At 61.8% G+C, this 17,405-nt stretch carries 15 protein-coding genes; 13 read left to right on the top strand and 2 right to left on the bottom strand.

Features of this window, described 5'->3' with window-relative positions; all coding sequences use genetic code 11:
- Positions 1-158: 158 nt before the first annotated feature.
- Positions 159-1,088 (bottom strand): hypothetical protein, encoded by a 930-nt coding sequence (locus C0V72_RS14690; RefSeq protein ID WP_101794890.1) that lies wholly within the window; start codon positions 1,086-1,088, stop codon positions 159-161.
- A 107-nt stretch (positions 1,089-1,195) separates the two neighbouring features.
- Positions 1,196-2,431 (bottom strand): EAL domain-containing response regulator, encoded by a 1,236-nt coding sequence (locus C0V72_RS14685; RefSeq protein WP_101794889.1) that lies wholly within the window; start codon positions 2,429-2,431, stop codon positions 1,196-1,198.
- A gap of 728 nt (positions 2,432-3,159) precedes the next feature.
- Between C0V72_RS14685 and rfbF the strand changes: the two genes are divergently transcribed.
- From rfbF to C0V72_RS14620, 13 genes are all read left to right on the top strand, one after another.
- Entirely contained in the window at positions 3,160-3,945 is a 786-nt protein-coding gene (gene rfbF / locus C0V72_RS14680; RefSeq protein WP_101794888.1) for a glucose-1-phosphate cytidylyltransferase, read from the top strand.
- Positions 3,936-5,027 carry a CDP-glucose 4,6-dehydratase gene (gene rfbG, locus C0V72_RS14675; RefSeq protein WP_101794887.1) on the top strand — a complete coding sequence of 364 codons (1,092 nt, stop codon included), beginning with the start codon at positions 3,936-3,938 and terminating at the stop codon, positions 5,025-5,027. The genes rfbF and rfbG overlap by 10 nt, the downstream gene beginning before the upstream one ends.
- A complete protein-coding gene (gene rfbH, locus C0V72_RS14670; RefSeq protein ID WP_101794886.1) occupies positions 5,024-6,373 on the top strand; it encodes a lipopolysaccharide biosynthesis protein RfbH in 1,350 nt (449 codons plus the stop codon). Before rfbG ends, rfbH begins: the two co-directional genes overlap by 4 nt.
- 33 nt (positions 6,374-6,406) lie before the next feature.
- The gene (locus C0V72_RS14665; protein ID WP_101794885.1) at positions 6,407-7,336 is read left to right on the top strand and encodes an NAD-dependent epimerase/dehydratase family protein; all 930 of its coding nucleotides are present in this window, start codon (positions 6,407-6,409) and stop codon (positions 7,334-7,336) included.
- Positions 7,337-7,399: 63 nt separating this feature from the next.
- The gene (locus C0V72_RS14660; protein WP_101794884.1) at positions 7,400-8,191 is read left to right on the top strand and encodes an aldolase/citrate lyase family protein; all 792 of its coding nucleotides are present in this window, start codon (positions 7,400-7,402) and stop codon (positions 8,189-8,191) included.
- A gap of 2 nt (positions 8,192-8,193) precedes the next feature.
- On the top strand, positions 8,194-10,056 hold the full coding sequence (locus C0V72_RS14655) for a thiamine pyrophosphate-binding protein (RefSeq protein WP_199797806.1): 1,863 nt from the start codon (positions 8,194-8,196) through the stop codon (positions 10,054-10,056).
- Positions 10,053-10,736, top strand: a complete 684-nt coding sequence (locus tag C0V72_RS14650) for an HAD family hydrolase (RefSeq protein WP_101794883.1) — start codon at positions 10,053-10,055, stop codon at positions 10,734-10,736. The genes C0V72_RS14655 and C0V72_RS14650 overlap by 4 nt, the downstream gene beginning before the upstream one ends.
- Positions 10,737-10,888: 152 nt before the next feature.
- Positions 10,889-12,796, top strand: a complete 1,908-nt coding sequence (locus C0V72_RS14645) for a polysaccharide biosynthesis/export family protein (protein WP_172439049.1) — start codon at positions 10,889-10,891, stop codon at positions 12,794-12,796.
- A complete protein-coding gene (locus tag C0V72_RS14640; protein ID WP_101794881.1) occupies positions 12,793-13,899 on the top strand; it encodes a hypothetical protein in 1,107 nt (368 codons plus the stop codon). Before C0V72_RS14645 ends, C0V72_RS14640 begins: the two co-directional genes overlap by 4 nt.
- Positions 13,892-14,863: a glycosyltransferase family 2 protein gene (locus C0V72_RS14635; protein ID WP_101794880.1), complete on the top strand. Its 972-nt coding sequence runs from the start codon at positions 13,892-13,894 to the stop codon at positions 14,861-14,863. Before C0V72_RS14640 ends, C0V72_RS14635 begins: the two co-directional genes overlap by 8 nt.
- Positions 14,860-15,258, top strand: coding sequence for a GtrA family protein (locus C0V72_RS14630; protein WP_101794879.1), 399 nt, complete (start codon positions 14,860-14,862; stop codon positions 15,256-15,258). The genes C0V72_RS14635 and C0V72_RS14630 overlap by 4 nt, the downstream gene beginning before the upstream one ends.
- Positions 15,259-15,267: 9 nt before the next feature.
- Complete coding sequence (locus C0V72_RS14625) at positions 15,268-16,617, top strand: DUF2029 domain-containing protein (RefSeq protein WP_101794878.1); 1,350 nt, start codon at positions 15,268-15,270, stop codon at positions 16,615-16,617.
- Positions 16,618-16,698: 81 nt separating this feature from the next.
- The gene (locus C0V72_RS14620; RefSeq protein ID WP_143704622.1) at positions 16,699-17,316 is read left to right on the top strand and encodes a hypothetical protein; all 618 of its coding nucleotides are present in this window, start codon (positions 16,699-16,701) and stop codon (positions 17,314-17,316) included.
- Positions 17,317-17,405: the final 89 nt, after the last annotated feature.

The raw sequence follows: 17,405 nt of genomic DNA, 5'->3' as shown, positions 1-17,405 counted from the left end.
CATGCTCCCCGCCCCTGAAATCATCGCACGGTCACAACGAGACACCTCGTAACACTGGGTGTCGCCTTAGCTCGTAACACTGGGTGTCCATTGACAGGGCGGTATCCGGCATGTGGAATCAAGTTTCGTCGCGCGCGCCGCGGTGGATTTTGGTGCCGTCAGGTTCCTGCCCAAGCCCATCTCGCTTCAGGCGCTGCAAGCGGCGCTTGATGACTGCGCGCAAAGCGCAGCGTCGGCATAAGTCCAACATCATCCAGCGGCGCGAAGGGTGTGAACATAAGATCCGGGGCACAGGCCAGGAGAAGTGCAGGGCGGGTATCCTGCATCATAGGGGCAGATTCCTTGATCCAGTCGCGCATCACTTCGGGGCCGAACCACAAAGCGCTGGCATGGGGCGCTGTGTTGGTCATATCGTAGAAGGCTCTGGCATCCTGCGCGCTCATGCCCATGTCTTCATAATAGGCGGTGTAGAGGCGGTTGACGGGATCTTCGGGGGCAAAATCATGCGGGCCCCGGCCGCGTTCGTCGCGCCAGGCGTGCACGGCGAACCGTGCGCCCGGCTCCATCGTGCGCTGCTTGCCAGCGAGAAACAGCTCAACCGCGCCTGAACGCACCGACCCGTGCGCCGGGACGTGGGTGGCAATCCCTGCCGCCCGGATCATCCGGCCAACTTCAAGATTGGCAAGATCATTGATCGTTCCGGGCGCATCGATGAATGTCAAAGCGCTGATCTGAGGGAACGCGGCGCGCATCCGTTTGAAATCGTCCGGGCTATCGCTGTTGGTCGTTCCCATGACCGCTGCGGTCCGGCTGTCGATCACCACGAAGGGACCAAAGGCCCGGAGCGGAGCGGCGGGCGCCTGTATCACCGCTGCAGACAGGCTATCACGCCCTGGCTCGCCTGCCCGCACCCAGCGCCGGACAAACGGGTCCCAATCTTCAACCCAGGTTTCGATCCGTGCCGATGGGGCTGCGCGGTGCACCGGTTGCGGGGCATATCGCAGGTCATCGGCATGGGCCGGCGTGGCAGGTGTCACGGCGCAAACTGCGGCTAGGACAAGGGCGATGCGGGTGAGGATGTTGACCATGGCCTCAAGATGACAGGCGCTGGTTTGTGAACCGGCCAAGGCCAAACGCGTAGCGGCTGGGTGTCAGGCGATAAGGACTTGTTTACGGCCATCGCTGTGGACAGCGATCATGCCGCCGCGCGCGGTGACGATCCGTTCAGCCAGCGCAGCAGCGTGTCGCCAGACATGGCTTTGCCGAACAGGTGCCCTTGCAGATGATCGCAGCCCATGCTGACCAGCAGCGCTGCCACTTCTTCATCTTCGACGCCTTCGGCGGTCACTTTCATATTGAGCCTTGCCGCCAGCCCGAGACATGCCTCGATAACGGCGGCCGCTGACTGGGAATGGGGCAGGGCGAGGCAGAAGGCCTTGTCGATCTTGAGTTCCGAAAAAGGCAGGCTGGCCAGCCGTCCCAGCGATGAATGGCCGGTGCCAAAGTCATCAATGGACAGCCCGAACCCGGCAAGCCGCAACTGGGTTATCTTGCGCAGCTTTTCTTCATCCAGATTGAATACGGCAGCCTCGCTCAGTTCAAGAATGACCTGATCGGTGGCGATGCCGGCGCGCATGCATTGGGCAACCAGCTTTTCGCGAAACCCGTCCGCAATGGCATGGGTGCCGAACAGGTTGATCGAGATCGAGAGGCGATCCTTGCCGGGAAGCTCCGCCATAAATTGCAGCGAGCGCTGGATAATGGTGTCGGTCACGATGGCAGACAGATTTTCGTCGGCCACCAATTGCCCGAGATATTCCGGCGCAAAGTAACATGTCTGACCACCCTGAATGCGGGCGAGCGCTTCAAACCCTTTCAGCGTGCGTCCGTTCGAATGGAAGATCGGCTGGAAGAACGGTTCAATCCCGCCTGATCGGACCACCTTTTCAAACTGGGCTGGTGACAGGATCGTATTGTGAGGGTGCTTCTTCAGGCAGGCAGGCTGCGGGTGCAGTCCTGCCGCGGAAGCGGACAGGACGCGCGCCAATTCGGCGGTGCCAAAGGGTTTGTTGAGGAACCCGGCGATCGGCGCCGCGCACGCGGCCAGCGCCTCGCGCGAGGCTTCAAAGGTTCGTGCATCCGTCCCGCTCATGACGAACAGCGAGCAGTCTGGACGCGGACCGATCGCGCGCACCACATCGATCCCGTCGAGATGCGGCATCATCAGATCGATCAGGATAAAGTCCGGGGCGAAGGATGCGAGCGCCGTTTCAAGTTCGGCTGCTTTTGTGCAGGTCAACACATCCAGCCCGAGCTTGCGGGCCATCATTCGGATCGTCTTGAGGATCGCCGGATCATCATCGAGCACCAGCAAACGGCGCTGAGCGATGGCGGTTGCATGGTCCGGCGGCGGGTTTCCTGCAAGGGTCAAGGGTCAGTCCTCAATCGAAGACGCAACGCCTGTCACCAGCATTGCATCGCGGAGCTTCCACTGCGCCTGGCCCGGCCTGGCGGGGTGGCAACACGCAAACGTCATGCACAATCGGGCGCGATGTCCGGACGCGCGGGAAGGCGGGGGCAGGGGGACCAGACCACCGCGCGTCCGGATGTCTCGAAGGGCGGGCATCCCTGACTGCAAAAGGCATCGGGGGGGACAGCACCGAGGGCAGGGGCAGGACCACCGCAGATCGAGACATATCGCAGGCTGCTTAAACTCAACCATCCTGTGATAAGGGCATTGGACAGAAGAAATCGTCAGGGCCGTTCCCGTAGGAGTACGGGGCTCGCCATAGCGATCCGGGCCGTTACCTGAGCCGCGGTAGTGGGCTGCATCGCGCCAGCTAGCCGGGGTTTGGCCGCATGCGGCGTTCAGGCAAAGTAAAGGCCAGCTCCGACCAAAGATGTATTGGGAGCACTAGGCACCAGCCACGGCGACGCGGTATCATTCGCGGCTTTCTACCTCGGGGTTCTGCTTAGAGCAGCGCCGGACGGGTACAGAAAAGCGACGAATGGACAAAAGGTGCTGCATTTTGGGGGAATTGGGGGGGTTGTCGTGACCATGTCAGGTGGCTATGCGCTGTCCGCTAGCGGGGCGTGGGGAGGGGTCGCCTTGCCTAACGCTTTCCATCAATCTACCCTTGCCCGAGGTCGTGCTCGATCATGATTGCCCCAGATACTTACGCCGTTATTCTAGCAGGTGGGCTGGGCACGCGCTTGGGCGAAGAGACGAGCGTTCGCCCCAAACCCATGGTCGAGATTGGCGGGATGCCGATCATTTGGCACATCATGAAGATCTATTCGCATTTCGGTGTGAAGAACTTTGTCATCTGCCTTGGCTACAAGGGCTATCTGATCAAAGAGTATTTCGCCAATTACGCACTGCATCTGGCAGACGTGACGATTGATTTGGCTAAGAACACGACCGAAGTGCACCGCAACCGCAACGAAGGCTGGCGGATCACTTTGGTCGATACCGGGTCTGACACCATGACCGGGGGGCGTCTGAAGGCGGTTCGCCCCTACCTGCCGGATGGCAAGCCGTTTTTCTTCACCTATGGCGACGGCGTCGCCAATATCGACATTGGCAAGCTTTACGCGTTCCACTGTGCGCATGGCGGTAAGGCAACCGTGACGGCTGTTGCGCCCCCGGGCCGCTTTGGCGCGCTGGAATTTGCTGGCGACCGCGTGACCGGCTTCCGCGAAAAGCCGGCTGGTGATGGCGGGTTGATCAACGGCGGGTTCTTTGTAGCCGATCCGTCCGTGCTGGATGATTATGTCGAAGGCCCAGCGACCATTTGGGAGCGCGAGCCGATGGAGGGTCTGGCTAGTGCGGGCGAACTGCACGGCTTCCACCACGAAGGCTTCTGGCAGCCGATGGATACGCTGCGCGACAAGCTCTATCTCGAAGATCTCTGGAATGAAGGTGCGCCGTGGAAATGCTGGTAGATCCCCATTTCTGGGCGGGTCGCCGGGTTTTCCTGACAGGGCATACCGGGTTCAAAGGGGCCTGGCTTGCCTTGTGGCTAACCGAGCTCGGCGCCAAGGTCACCGGGATGGCGCTCCCGGCTGAGGAGCCGAGCCTGTTCAATCAGGCGGGCCTCGGCAAGCTGGTGACCAGCATCGAAGGTGATATCCGGGACGCGGCGTTGGTTGAGCGAGTCATCACCGAGGCGCAGCCCGAAGTGGTGTTCCACCTTGCCGCGCAGCCGCTGGTGCGCCTGTCCTATGACGAGCCGTGCGAAACCTTTGCCACCAATGTGCAGGGCACCGCGCATGTGCTGGATGCCTGCCGGCGAGTGCCGGGGCTGAAGGCGATTGTCTCGGTTACCAGCGACAAGTGCTACGACAACCGCGAATGGGTCTGGCCGTACCGGGAGACCGATGCGCTGGGCGGTCATGATCCGTACAGCGCCAGCAAGGCGGCAGCGGAAATCGTGATCGCGTCATGGCGCAAGTCCTTCTTCAGTGACCCCGCCGGTCCGCTGCTGGCTTCGGTGCGGGCTGGCAATGTCATCGGCGGCGGCGACTGGGCGAAGGACCGGCTGGTGCCGGATATCGTGCGCGCGGTCGGCGCGGGTCAGCCGGTGATCATCCGCTCACCCGGCGCGCTGCGGCCTTGGCAGCACGTGTTCGAAGCGCTCGGCGGCTATCTGCTGATCGCGCAGCGTCTCGCTGCGGGCGATACGTCCATCGCATCGGCGTGGAACTTTGGCCCGGTGCCCGGCGATACCCGCCCCGTGCTCTGGATCGTCAAGCGGATGATCGAGCGTTGGGGCCGCGGCAGCTACCAGATCGTGGAAGATCATACCAAGCACGAAGCGACGCTGCTGACGCTCGATTGCTCGAAAGCGCAGGCAGCACTGGGTTGGCGTGCCAGCTTTAATCTTGGCACGACCATCGACCGTATCATTGACTGGCATCAGGCCGTCGCCGACGGCGCGGATGCCTTGACCATCTCTCGCGAACAGCTTGCGGCCTATCAGGCACTGATGAACGCGACGCTATCAGAAGAAAGTGAACTGGCATGAACCGTCCCATTCCCACGAGTCCCGAAGAGCTGCGCGATCTTGGCGAGCCTGAGTTCCGCAAGCTGATCGTCGATCTGGTCGGGCAATATGCCGAAGCCCACCATGCGCCCAAGCCGTTTGTCCCGGGTGAGAGCGCGGTGCCGGTGTCGGGCAAGGTGTATGGCGCCAAGGACATGCAGCTGCTGGCCGAAAGCGCGCTGGATTTCTGGCTGACCACCGGCCGGTTCAACACCGAATTTGAAGCGCGGCTGTCGAAGTATATCGGTGTCGACCACGCGCTGACGGTGAACTCGGGTTCGTCGGCGAACCTCGTCGCGTTCTCGACGCTGACCAGCCATTACCTGCGCAATGACGCGGTGAAGGCGGGTGACGAGATGATTACGGTGGCGACCGGCTTCCCCACCACGATCAACCCCGCGCTCCAGTACGGCGTCGTGCCGGTGTTCCTCGATGTCGACATCCCGACCTACAACATCAAGGCGGAGATGATCGAAGAGGCGATCACCGAAAAGACCAAGGTTATCATGCTCGCCCACACGCTCGGCAACCCGTTCAACGTGGCCGAAGTGATGCGCGTTGCAGAAAAGTACAACCTGTTCGTCGTCGAAGATTGCTGCGACGCGCTGGGTGCGACCTATGATGGCCAGCACGTCGGTACCTTCGGCCACATGGGCACGCTGAGCTTCTACCCCGCGCACCACATCACCATGGGTGAAGGCGGCGCGGTGTTCACCGACAAGCCGCGCCTGAAGCGCGTGATGGAATCGATGCGTGACTGGGGCCGCGACTGCTGGTGCGCGCCGGGCGTGGACAACACCTGCGGCAAGCGTTTCTGCCGCCGTCTGGGCGATCTGCCCTTCGGCTATGACCACAAGTACACCTACAGCCACTGCGGCTACAACCTCAAGATCACCGACATGCAGGCTGCTGTCGGCTTGGCGCAGATGGACCGTCTGGATGATTTCGTTGCCGCGCGCCGCCGTAACTACAAGCTGATCAGCGACCTGCTGCGTCCGCTGGAAGACGTGCTGATCCTGCCCGAAGCGACCCCGCGTTCGGAACCGAGCTGGTTTGGTTATCCGCTGACCGTGCGCGAAGGTGCCCCCTTCACGCGCGACGATATCGTCAAGCACCTCAACGACATGAAGATCGGCACGCGTCTGCTGTTCGGCGGCAACATCACCCGCCAGCCGTACATGAAGACCCGCGAATACCGGGTGGTGGGCGACCTCACCAATTCGGATATCGTGACCGAAAACACCTTCTGGATGGGCGTCTATCCGGGCCTTGGCGAAAGCGAAATCGGCTACATGGTCGATACCCTCACCAAGTTCGTGCGGCGCTGAGCGCAGCCGGAGGGGCAGGCTTAGGTGCGGCAGATGGAACGCTTGGTCATAACCGGGCCGACCGGATGGATCGGCAGGGCCATGCTGGCGCTGCTGGCCGAAGGCGATGCGCGTGACGGGCTGGGGCAGGGCGACGAGATCGCCCTGTTCGGCTCGCGCGCGGGCGCTGTGCCACTGGCTGACGGCCGCAGCCTGCCAATCCGTCCGCTCACCACCATCAGCGCCGATGACGTTGCCGGCGCGCACGTGATTCACCTGGCCTATCTGACCAAGGGCAAGGTTGCCGAGCTTGGCGAAGATGCCTTCCGCAGCGGCAACGACGCGATTGATGCCGCTTTGCTGGACGCGCTGGAAAAAGCGGCGCCAGCCAGCGTGTTTGTTGCATCATCGGGCGCAGCGCGGCTTGCCGAACTGGGGACGGACCGGCACCTGTACGGCGTGATGAAGCTGGAACAGGAAGCGCGGTTCCTCGACTATGGCGCAAGCCACGGCGTTCCGGTGCTGTGCGGGCGGATCTTCAACGTCGCCGGGCCGCATATCAACAAGTTGAAAGATTACGCCGTTTCCAACTTCGCCGTGCAGGCGCTGGAGCGCAGGGCCATCCGAATCGAGGCGCGCCAGCCGGTGTTCCGGTCGTTTCTGCATGTCACGGATCTGTGCCGATTGGTCCTGCGCGCGCTGCGCAGCGGGCATGGCAGCGCTGCTCCGGTCGATTTGTGCGGCAATGTCGTGCTGGAAATGGCCGATATCGCCGCGCTGGTTGCCGCCGAGGTCGGCGGGACGGTGGCGATCAGCCGTCCTGATCTGACATTCGGCAGCCGGTCTGATTACCTCGGGCTGGCTCAGGACACCAAAGTCCTGGCCATGCAGCTTGATCTTGAACTTGCAGAGCCGCGGATGCAGGTGCGCGATACTGTGAATTGGATCCGGCAAACCTCGCAAGCCCATCTAATGCAAGCATAATTCGCAAGGCAGCCAAAGGGCACCAGCCGCGCTGCCACCGCGAAAGCCAAAAAGGAGACTAAGGTGAATTTCTACGAAAAGCAGATGCTGGAAATCCTGTCGCGCGCGCGCGGCGATTTTGGCGTTGTCGCGGTCAAGGCTGAGTTTGAAGCCGAAGGCACCCGGGTGGACGAATTGCTCCGGCTGCTCGAAATCGCCCGCAAGGCTGACGTCAAGGTCGGGATCAAGATCGGCGGCTGCGAAGCGATCCGCGATCTGATCGAATGCCGTCTGTACGGCGCCGATTACATCATCGCACCGATGATCGAGACTCCCTATGCCCTGAGCAAGTATGTCGCCGGCAAGGACAAGTTCTATCCCGCCGACGAACAGCCCGATGTCGGCTTCCTGTTCAACGTCGAAACCCGCAAGACTTATGACGAGCTGGAAGAGCTTGGCGAAGTGGCGCGCAAGGGCAATGTCGGCATGGTCTTTGGCCGGGTCGATTTTGCCGGTTCGATGGGCAAGACCCGCGATTTTGTGAACACCGACGAGATGGTCTCCTATGTCTGCGGCGTCGCCGAAGTGGCCAAGCGTCACAATCTTGATCTGGTGGTAGGCGGCGGCGTCAGCCCGGATTCGATCAACCCGCTGCGCAAGGTGCGCCAGATCCGGCTTGACCGTTTCGAAACCCGCAAGGTGATCTTCGATGCCGCCGTTCTGGATGGCAATGATGCGGCGCGCGGGATGGAATTGGCGATCGAGTTTGAACTGCTGTGGTTGAAGAACAAGCGCGATTACTACCAGACCATCGCCTCTGAGGACGAACAGCGGATCGCCATGATGGAACAGCGTCAGAGCGCGAAGGCGGCCTGATAATGGCAAAGATGCGGGTTGCCGATGCGATTGCCAAGATCCTTGCCGAAGGCGGGGTGGATACGTGCTTCATGCTCACCGGCGGAGGCGCGATGTATCTCAACGATGCCTTCGGCCGGGAGACCGGAATGCGCAAGGTGTACACGCATCACGAACAGGGCGCGGCCATCGCAGCAGAAAGCTTTGCGCGGTTGAGCGGTAAGCCCGCGCTGGTCAATGTCACAACGGGACCGGGCGGGGTCAATACGCTCAACGGCGTATATGGTGCCTATGTCGATTCGATCCCGATGGTGATCGTGTCAGGGCAGGTAAAGCGCGAAACCTGCGCGTTCCGCTATGACATCCCGCTGCGCCAGCTGGGCGACCAGGAAGTCGATATTGTGGCGATGGTGAAGCCGATCACCAAATATGCCGTCGTGCTCGATGAACCGCGCGATGTGCGCAAGGTCACCGAAAAGGCGCTGGCGCTGGCGCTGCGGGGGCGGCCCGGTCCGGTGTGGCTGGACGTGCCGATCGATGTGCAGGCAGCGCCGGTCGAGTGGGACGAGCTTGCTCCCTATGATCCGGCCGCAGACGATGCCTTTGGCGAGGCGCCCAATAACCAGGCCGAACTGGGCGCCTTGACGGGCGCGGCGCTGGGTGCCGAAGTGGCCGCGCTGATGGCTGAACTGTGCGCAGCTGAACGCCCGGTGGTGCTGGCAGGAACAGGCATCCGCCTGTCGGACACGCATGCCGCGTTCCTGGCTTTTATCGAACGGCTGGGTGTGCCGGTGGTGACCGGCTGGAACGCGCATGACGTACTGCCCAACGCCCACCCGCTCTATGTCGGGCGGCCCGGATCAGTGGGTGATCGCGGCGGCAATTTTGCCGTGCAGACGGCGGATTACGTGCTGGTGCTGGGATGCCGCTGCAATATCCGGCAGGTCAGCTACAACTGGCAAAGCTTCGCCCGCAACGCGCGTGTGGCCATGGTCGATATCGACAGCGCCGAACTCGCCAAGCCGACCTTGACCTTGCACCGCCCGGTTCATGCCGATCTGCGTGATTTCTTCGTCGCGGCAGCCAACACACCGCTGCCCGAAGACGATCAGGCTGAAGCGCGCGTCGCCTATCTCGCCCGCAACAAGGCGCGCGCGGCGCAGTATCCTGTGCTGCTACCCGAATATGCCTCGCCCGAAGGCCCGATCAATCCCTACACCTTTGGCCACATCCTGTTCGAAGAACTGGCCGAGGACGACATCATCGTAACCGGCGACGGGACGGCCTGTGTCACCGTGTTCCAGGTTGCCGGCATCAAGCAGGGCCAGCGGCTTTACACCAACTCTGGCTGCGCCTCGATGGGCTATGATCTGCCCGGCGCAATTGGTGCCTGGTATGCCAGCGGCGCCGGCGCGAAGCGGATCATCTGCCTCGCCGGTGACGGATCGATCATGCAGAACCTTCAGGAATTGCAGACGATTGTCGGCATCAACATGCCGATCAAGATTTTCGTCCTCAACAATGATGGCTACCATTCGATCCGGCAGGCCCAGCAAAACCATTTCGCCGATAACATCGTCGGGTGCGGGCCGGATAGCGGGCTGACGTTTCCTGATTTTCAGCGGCTCGCGGCAGGCTTCGGCATTCCCTCGTCCTTTGCGGGGCGCGATGGCGATCTGGCCGGGGCGGTTCGCGCCGCGCTGGCCGGGGATGGCCCGCATATCTGCGAAGTGATGATCGACAAGCGCCAGCAATTTGCTCCCAAGCTGTCCTCGCGCCGGCTTGAGGATGGTTCGATGGTCTCCTCGCCGCTGGAAGACCTGGTGCCGTTCATCTCGGACGCGGAACTGGCCGAGGCGATGGCCCCGTGCGGAACGCTGCGATGACCGGAGCTATCACCGGGGCGATGAACCGCGCGATCATCTTCGACCTTGATGGTACGCTGGTCGACAGCTGTTACGTGTGTGTTGGCATTTTGCAGCAGATGCTGCGCGAACGCGGATGTGATGCGGTGATCGATCCGATCCATGCGCGCGGTTTCATGAGCCGCGGGGGCGAGGCGATGGTGGCCGGACTGCTGGGCGATGCCTGCATCGATCCCGCGCGGGATCTTGCCACCTTCCGTGAAGTCTACACCCGCACCACCACCAGCACCGGCGCGCTGTTTGATGGTGTGGCCGAAGGTGTCGCGGCGCTCTCGGCGCAAGGTCATGCTCTGGCAATCTGTTCCAACAAGCCGCAGGTCTTGTGCGAAAAGGTGCTGGGCGACACGGGCCTTGCGCCGCATTTTCAGGTGATTGTCGGCGGGCGGCCCGAACTGCGGCCCAAGCCGGCGGTGGATTTGCTCGATGCAACCCTAGCGCAGCTGGGGCTGGATCCGCGCGACTGTATCTATGTTGGCGACAGCGAGCTGGATCACGAAACGGCGTTGCAGCGCGGCATGGAGTTTCATTTCCTGACCTATGGCTATGCCGATCCGGCGTGGGAGCCGATCGATTGCCATGTCCACGAGCATTTTGACGATTTGACCCGCACGTTGACACGGCGGCTTTCGCAGGCCGCCTGATGCACGCTTCCCCGGCACTGCGCAGCGGCTTGCTTGTCGCTGCACAGCTCGCATGATAGAGCGCGCAGCGATGTTTTTCACCCCTGCAAGCCCCGCGCTGATGCGTGGCCGTGGCAGGACCGGATCCTTAGTCTGATTTGATGATTGCACCCATGACACACCCCGCCAGAGCGATTTTTCTGAGCATCGCGCTGGCGTTGCTGCAATTTCCCGTCACCGCTGCGGCCCAGACCTCGTCCGGCAGTGGCTCCAGTCAGCAAATTGACGAAATCCGCACCGAGCCAGAGCGCAACGAACGCGAGGAGCGTCAGGATCGCCGAGAGCGGCTTGACGATATGGAAGTGTCCGGGTCGTCGCTGTTCGATCCGCTGCGGCTGGAAAACGAAGATGATCGGGAGGATCGCGAACGCCAGGATAGCGATTTGCTCGGCCGCAATATCCGGCTGCGCCCGCCGCCGTTGCCGAACGAATTTGAAACCTACGTCGAAGATGTGACCGGGCGCAAGGTGCGCCGCTTTGGGCAAGATCTTCTGCTTGATGCAAGCCGCGATTTCGCCGCGCCCGCCACGTCGACTGTGCCGCCGGAATACCGCCTCAATCCCGGCGATACCGTCGTGCTGTACCTGACCGGCGCTGTCGATGGCACGGTGGAACGCGAGATCGACAACGACGGCAATATCTATCTCGAAAGCGTCGGCACCATCAAGGTCGCAGGCGTGCGCTATGCTGATCTGCGCAGCACGCTGGTGCGGGCGATCGGGACCGAGTACCGCTTTTTCAACGTCAACGTCACGCTCAAGTCGCTGCGCGCTGTGCGTGTCTATGTGACCGGCTTTGCCAATAATCCGGGCGCTTTCACCCTCAGCAGCCTCGCCACTGTCACCAATGCCGTCTTGCAGGCCGGCGGGCCCAATGCGGGCGGCAGCTTCCGGTCGGTCAAAGTGTACCGCAATGGCCGTGAGGTCGCCGATCTTGATCTTTACCGCTTGCTGCGCAGCGGTCAGCGCGAAGCTGACATCGTCCTCCAGAACGAGGATGTGCTGTTCATTCCGCCCGCAGGCGAACAAGTGGCTGCGTTGGGCAGCGTGCAGGAAGAGGCAATTTACGAACTGCGCGCGGGCGAAACGCTGGCCGACCTGCTGCGCCTTGCCGGCGGGCCGAACGTCATGGGCGAAGTTGATCGCCTGATCCTGTATCGCACGTCGGACACCCAGAACCGTGAGCCGATCCAAGTGAGCATTGCCGATGCGGGCACGCGCGCCGCCAAGGGCGGCGATCTGATCGAAGTCCTGTCGCGCGGCACCTTGCTGCAACCTATTGCGCGCCAGTCGATTGTGGTGCGGATCGAAGGCGAAGTTGAGCGTCCCGGCAATTACTACGTCAGCCCCAACACATCGCTGAACGAAGCGCTGGCGCTGGCTGGCGGTACCACCAGCCGCGCCTATCTGTTCGGCACCCGGCTGGAACGTTTTTCGGTGCGCAAGCAACAGCGCCAAAGCTATGACGAAGCGCTCGAACAGTTTCGTTTTGCGATGGCCGCGGCCCCGCTCGAAGGGGGGATGGAGCAGAACCCGAACCGCCGCGCCGCCGAAATTGCTAGCGCCAACGAAGTTATCGAACTTCTGGCTGAACGCGAACCTGATGGCCGGGTCGTCCTCAATCTCACGCCCGCTTCCACCAGCCTTCCTTCAGGCACGCTGCTTGAACAGAATGACCGGATCGTCATTCCCCCTGTGCCCAGCACCATCGGCGTGTTCGGTGCGGTCTATCGTCCTGCATCGTTCCTGATTGAAGGCCGCGGCCGCAAGCTGCGCGATTATATCGAGCAGGCTGGCGGGCCGCTGCGTGCGGCAGATCGCAAGCGGGCGTTTGTGGTGCGGGCCAATGGCGAGGTGCTGATCCGCGCGCGCGGGATGCTGAATGCCGAGGCACTTCCGGGTGACGTGGTGTTCATGCCGGTTCGGACCCGCACGAATGATATCTGGGCGCAGATCCGCGATGTTGCATCGGTGGTGTTCCAGCTTGGGCTGTCGGCCGCCGTGATTGAGTCGCTGCGATGAAGCGTCCCCGCAGCCTGACGGGCAGGCTCGCCAACATGCGCGTGTTGCAGACCTTCGCCGGCCGGGCGCTGGTGTTCGGCACGGCGCTGGTGATCGCAATTGTGCTGGCGCTGTTTCCCGAGCGGCATCTGGCCACCGCGTCCTTCACGCCGACTGATCGCGATGCGCTCGGGCTCGCCAGTACGCTGGGCCAATTGGGCGGTGCGGGCAGCATTTTCGGCAATCAGGCCGCGGTCGAAGTGGCGCTGCGCATCGGCAATAGCGATGGCGTGCGCGATGTGGTCATCAAGAACTCCCCGCTGGCTGCGGAGCTGAAAACTTCGGGCCGTACTGAATTGCAGCGCTATCTGCGCCGCAAGGTCGAAGTCCGCTCTCTGCGCGGCGGGATTGTCCTGATCGAAATGAAGGACACTGATGCCGAACGCGCCACCGCGATTGTCGGCGCGTTTCAGACCGCGATCGAAAGCGAGCTGGCGCGGGTAGCCCGCCGCCAGACCGCCTATAAGCGCAAAGTCCTGAAACAGCTGGTCAAGGAAGCATCGGACGAATTGGCCGTGGCAGAAGCCGCGTTTGATGCCTTCCGCCTCCAGAACCGCTATCCCGACCCGCGCGGACGGATTGGCGCGCTGGGTGACCGGGTCACGTTCCTTGAAACCGTGATCCGCTCCAAGGAAATCGACCTTGCCCGCGCGCGGGAAATCTATGCCGACAACAATCTGAGCATCCGCCAGATGCAGGCCGAACTCGCCGCGCTGCGCAAGCAGTTTGCCGAGGCGAAGTCGGTCGATCCGCAAAGCCCGCAGAACGTGAGCGAGGTGGTGCGCAATTCGAGCGAGCTTTACCGGCTTGAACGCGATCTCGAAATCGCCAAGTCGCTTTACAACAGCTATCTGCGGTTCTTGCGCGGCACCTCGGTCGAAGATCTGACTGCGGATGCCAACATGCGCTTGCTGGAACTGCCGCATGTCGAAACCAAGCGGCAATATTGGCTGCCGGCAGTTGCGCTGGCCATTCTGATCGCGCTGCTGTGGGGTGCGGTCGAAGCCTATCGCCTGCGTCCGGTGCGCGGGGAGCGTGCCGAACAGGAGCCGGTTAATGTCTGAAGGCGTTGTTCTGGCGGGTGCGCAGCAGGTGTCCGTGCCGGAAATCTCGGTTGCCATCCCCTGCCGCAACGAGGAGGTCAACGCGCCCCTCATCGCCCGCGCTGTGATCGAAGCGCTCGAACCGGTCACCCGGTCGTTCGAGATCATCTTCATCGACAACGCATCGAGCGACCGCACCGTCGAAGTGGTGCGCGAATTGTGCCGCACGGATGCGCGCATCAAGCTGATCGTCAACAGCCGCAACTTCGGCCAGATGCGCTCGCCTACCCATGCGATTTACGAAGCGCGCGGCGAGGCGGTGATCGGCATGTGCGCTGATTTCCAGGATCCGCCCACGATGCTGCCGGAATTTGTCGCCCGCTGGCGCGCGGGCACGCCGATTGTGCTGGGGGTGCGACAGTCGGAAAAATCGGGCGCGATCCTGACGGCCGTTCGGGAATTGTCCTACGCGCTGCAAAAGACCTTCGGCGATTATCAGGCGATCCCCAATGCCACCGGCTTTGGCCTTTATGATCGCAAGGTCGTGGATGCGATCAAGGCGATGAACGAGCCCGAGCCGTTCTTTCGCGGCCTGCTGGTGGAAACGGGTTTCGATATCGAGACGATCACCTATCAGCGCCCCCCGCGCGGTGGTGGCAAATCGAACAACAACTTCTTCACGCTGCTCGATTTTGCCCTGAACGGGCTGGCCGGTTCGTCCAAGAAACTGCTGCGGGCGCCGTTATACGTGGCCTTCTTCATGGCGCTGCTGACGCTGTTTTGTCTGGGCGGCGCGGTGTTTGCTGCGGTGTTTGGCCGATCGGTGCAATTGTGGCTGCTGGCCGCCGCGCTGGAAGCGCAGTTTGGCCTTATTTTCGGCTTCCTTGGATTGCTGGGTGTTCAGATCAAACTGATCTCCGAGCGGACCCGCAATCAGGCGCTGGTGCTGGAGCGTGAGCGGGTCAATTTCCCGCCTGAAACATGATCCCCAAGCGCCTGCCGCCGCTCAGCGAGTGGCTGCAACTGGCGCGCTATTATGCGGCCGGCATTATCAATCTGGTGTTTGGTTATCTGTTGTTTGCCGGCCTTGTATGGCTGGGTATGCAGGTGTTTGCTGCGCAGGCGGTGGGTTATGTGCTGGGCGTGGCGTTCAATTACATTACCTACAGCCGGATCGCCTTTGCCGGTCAGCAGGGTGCCAAGGGGTCGTTCATTGCCTCTTATGTGGTCAATTATTTTATCAATGCCGCCTTCCTCTGGTTGGCGCTAAAAGCTTATCCGTCGCCCTATGTGGCAGGGTTGGTGGTGACGATTGCGGTCTCGCTGCTCAATTATCTGGTGCTGAAGCGGTGGGTGTTTCGCGCGGCCCCGGAAGGGTAGGGTAGGGCGATGATGCCGCCGTCCCGTTTACACAAGCAGCCTCTCGCCTGGATCGAAATCGGCCTGTGCGCGCTGATTGTGGCTGCGATCGTCTACTGCGGGGTGCATGTGGCGCGCTTCGGCTATCTGCCGTCGCCGTTTTTCTACGAGCCGATGGACACCTTTGCCGACTGGTTCAACACGGCCTTCTGGGCCCGTCAGGCCGGTGCCTATGATACCTGGGGCACGATCTACCCGCCGCTGTCTTTTGTGGTGCTGCGGGTGATGACGCTGGATGCGTGCTATCCAGAGGTGCGGATGTTTGAAGGCAGCCCCGGGTATGATCCGCGCGGCTGCGATTGGCTGGGCCTGGCGATGATGGGGGTGTTTTTTGCCCTCAACATCGCGCTGACCTATGCGAACTTTCGCAAGATCGATCCGCGCACCGCGCTGATGCGCACGGTGGTGGTGGCGGCCGGGATGCCGATGCTGAGCGCGCTGGAACGCGGCAATCTGTTGCTGATGACCTATACCTGCGTGCTGCTGGGCTTTGGCCCGCTGCTGGCCTCGGCCCGGCTGCGCTGGGTGTTTGCCGGGCTGGCGATCAATTTCAAGATCTACCTGATCGGCGCGGTCGCTGCGATGCTGCTCAAGCGCCGGTGGTTATGGGCCGAAGGCGCGCTGATCGCCACTGTTGTCATCTACCTTGTAACGCTGGCGCTGTTCGGTGATGGCACGCCGCAGCAGATCATTGCCAATATCGTGTCCTTTTCGCAGAACCGGGCAGCGCAATTGCTCGATGGGTGGAGCGCCTTCACCTATATTCCGCTCTATTCGGTGGTGGAACTGGGATCGTTTCCGCTGGGCAGCATTATCGGGTCGCAGGCCGTCGATGTGCTTGAAGTGCTGCTGCCAATGCTGCGCTATACCACGCTGGGGCTGATTGTGCTGGCGGCGGCGGCGATCTGGTGGCGGCCTGAACTCTACACCTCGGCGCGGGCGGTCATGCTGGCGATCATGACCGCGCTGAGCGCGTCGGAATCCGGCATCTACACGCTGATCTTCATATTGCTGTTCGTGATGATGGAGCCGTGGCGAGGGTTTGGCCGCAAGTGGGCGATTGTGATGTGCTACCTGCTGGCCATTCCGATAGATTACGCCATCGATCAATTGCCCGAAGGCGTGACCAATTTCTATTTCACCGGCGCCGAAGGCCTCATCACCCGCGAAGTCGTGCTGGGCCCGTTTGTCCGCCCGTTGATGATCATGACTGTCATCTGGGCGATCAGCCTCACAACAGTTCGTGAAGCGTGGGATGCCCGCTCCCGCAAGACGGCAATTGACCGCCGCCCGATAATCTCCACGAGGTTAGTGCCCTAAGTTAGGGATTGTTTCCACAAAACGTGTTTCATGCTGTCCTTGGATGGCCTGAACCTGGCCTGCCGAACAAAAGGGGCAGGCATGGACATTGGTATCTTCGGCACCGGCAGCGCGATGAAGGATTTCCTCAGCGTTCTACCGGGTCAGCATCGGATCGTAACGCTGGCCGACAACAACCCGCAGCGCCATGGGCAAATGGTCGAAGGCTATCCGGTCGTTTCTGCCGCGCAGCTCGTCGCCTCCGATCCCGAACTGGTGGTGATCGCCGCGCGGGCTGGCGATGCCATTCGCGCGCAATTGTACGAACTCGGCATGCAGCATGACCGCATCTGCGTTTATTATCCCAGCTACAGCGATGATCTGGGCCGGCGGGTCAACACTGACATTATCGCTATCAACGAAGCGCTGGGCATGGCCATCCCGCTGGCCGGGATTGCCACCATGTATCTGTGGCCCGAACCGTCAGGCACCGTCCCAAGCGGAATTGGAGAGGATTTTGTACGCCGCCACGCGATGCGCCTTGCGTCAGAGTGGGTGCGCGAACGCGGTGTTGCGGGCAATATTGCCGAACTGGGCGTGTATCAGGGCGAACAGGCGGCCCTGCTCAACACGCTGTTCCCGGATCGCACCATCCGCCTGTTCGACACCTTCGAAGGCTTTGCCGGCGCGGACGTATCGACCGAGGCCGCCAATTGTTGAAGGACAGTTCACAGGAGCCGTAAGGCGACATCCAGCTTTACGAGGTGTCGCCTTGGCCTGATCGATTTCCCGGCGGATGGTCTTCCGGG

The organism is Porphyrobacter sp. TH134 (assembly GCF_002855495.1).
Lineage (GTDB): Bacteria > Pseudomonadota > Alphaproteobacteria > Sphingomonadales > Sphingomonadaceae > Erythrobacter.
This window is presented reverse-complemented; position numbering and strand designations above follow the sequence as displayed.

Coding starts and splice junctions, on each gene's coding strand:
- rfbF (WP_101794888.1), top strand. CDS start 3,160: ATGATTGCCCCAGATACTTACGCCGTTATTCTAGCAGGTGGGCTGGGC.
- rfbH (WP_101794886.1), top strand. CDS start 5,024: ATGAACCGTCCCATTCCCACGAGTCCCGAAGAGCTGCGCGATCTTGGC.
- C0V72_RS14665 (WP_101794885.1), top strand. CDS start 6,407: ATGGAACGCTTGGTCATAACCGGGCCGACCGGATGGATCGGCAGGGCC.
- C0V72_RS14690 (WP_101794890.1), bottom strand. CDS start 1,088: ATGGTCAACATCCTCACCCGCATCGCCCTTGTCCTAGCCGCAGTTTGC.
- C0V72_RS14640 (WP_101794881.1), top strand. CDS start 12,793: ATGAAGCGTCCCCGCAGCCTGACGGGCAGGCTCGCCAACATGCGCGTG.
- rfbG (WP_101794887.1), top strand. CDS start 3,936: ATGCTGGTAGATCCCCATTTCTGGGCGGGTCGCCGGGTTTTCCTGACA.
- C0V72_RS14620 (WP_143704622.1), top strand. CDS start 16,699: ATGGACATTGGTATCTTCGGCACCGGCAGCGCGATGAAGGATTTCCTC.
- C0V72_RS14650 (WP_101794883.1), top strand. CDS start 10,053: ATGACCGGAGCTATCACCGGGGCGATGAACCGCGCGATCATCTTCGAC.
- C0V72_RS14655 (WP_199797806.1), top strand. CDS start 8,194: ATGGCAAAGATGCGGGTTGCCGATGCGATTGCCAAGATCCTTGCCGAA.
- C0V72_RS14630 (WP_101794879.1), top strand. CDS start 14,860: ATGATCCCCAAGCGCCTGCCGCCGCTCAGCGAGTGGCTGCAACTGGCG.
- C0V72_RS14645 (WP_172439049.1), top strand. CDS start 10,889: ATGACACACCCCGCCAGAGCGATTTTTCTGAGCATCGCGCTGGCGTTG.
- C0V72_RS14635 (WP_101794880.1), top strand. CDS start 13,892: ATGTCTGAAGGCGTTGTTCTGGCGGGTGCGCAGCAGGTGTCCGTGCCG.
- C0V72_RS14625 (WP_101794878.1), top strand. CDS start 15,268: ATGATGCCGCCGTCCCGTTTACACAAGCAGCCTCTCGCCTGGATCGAA.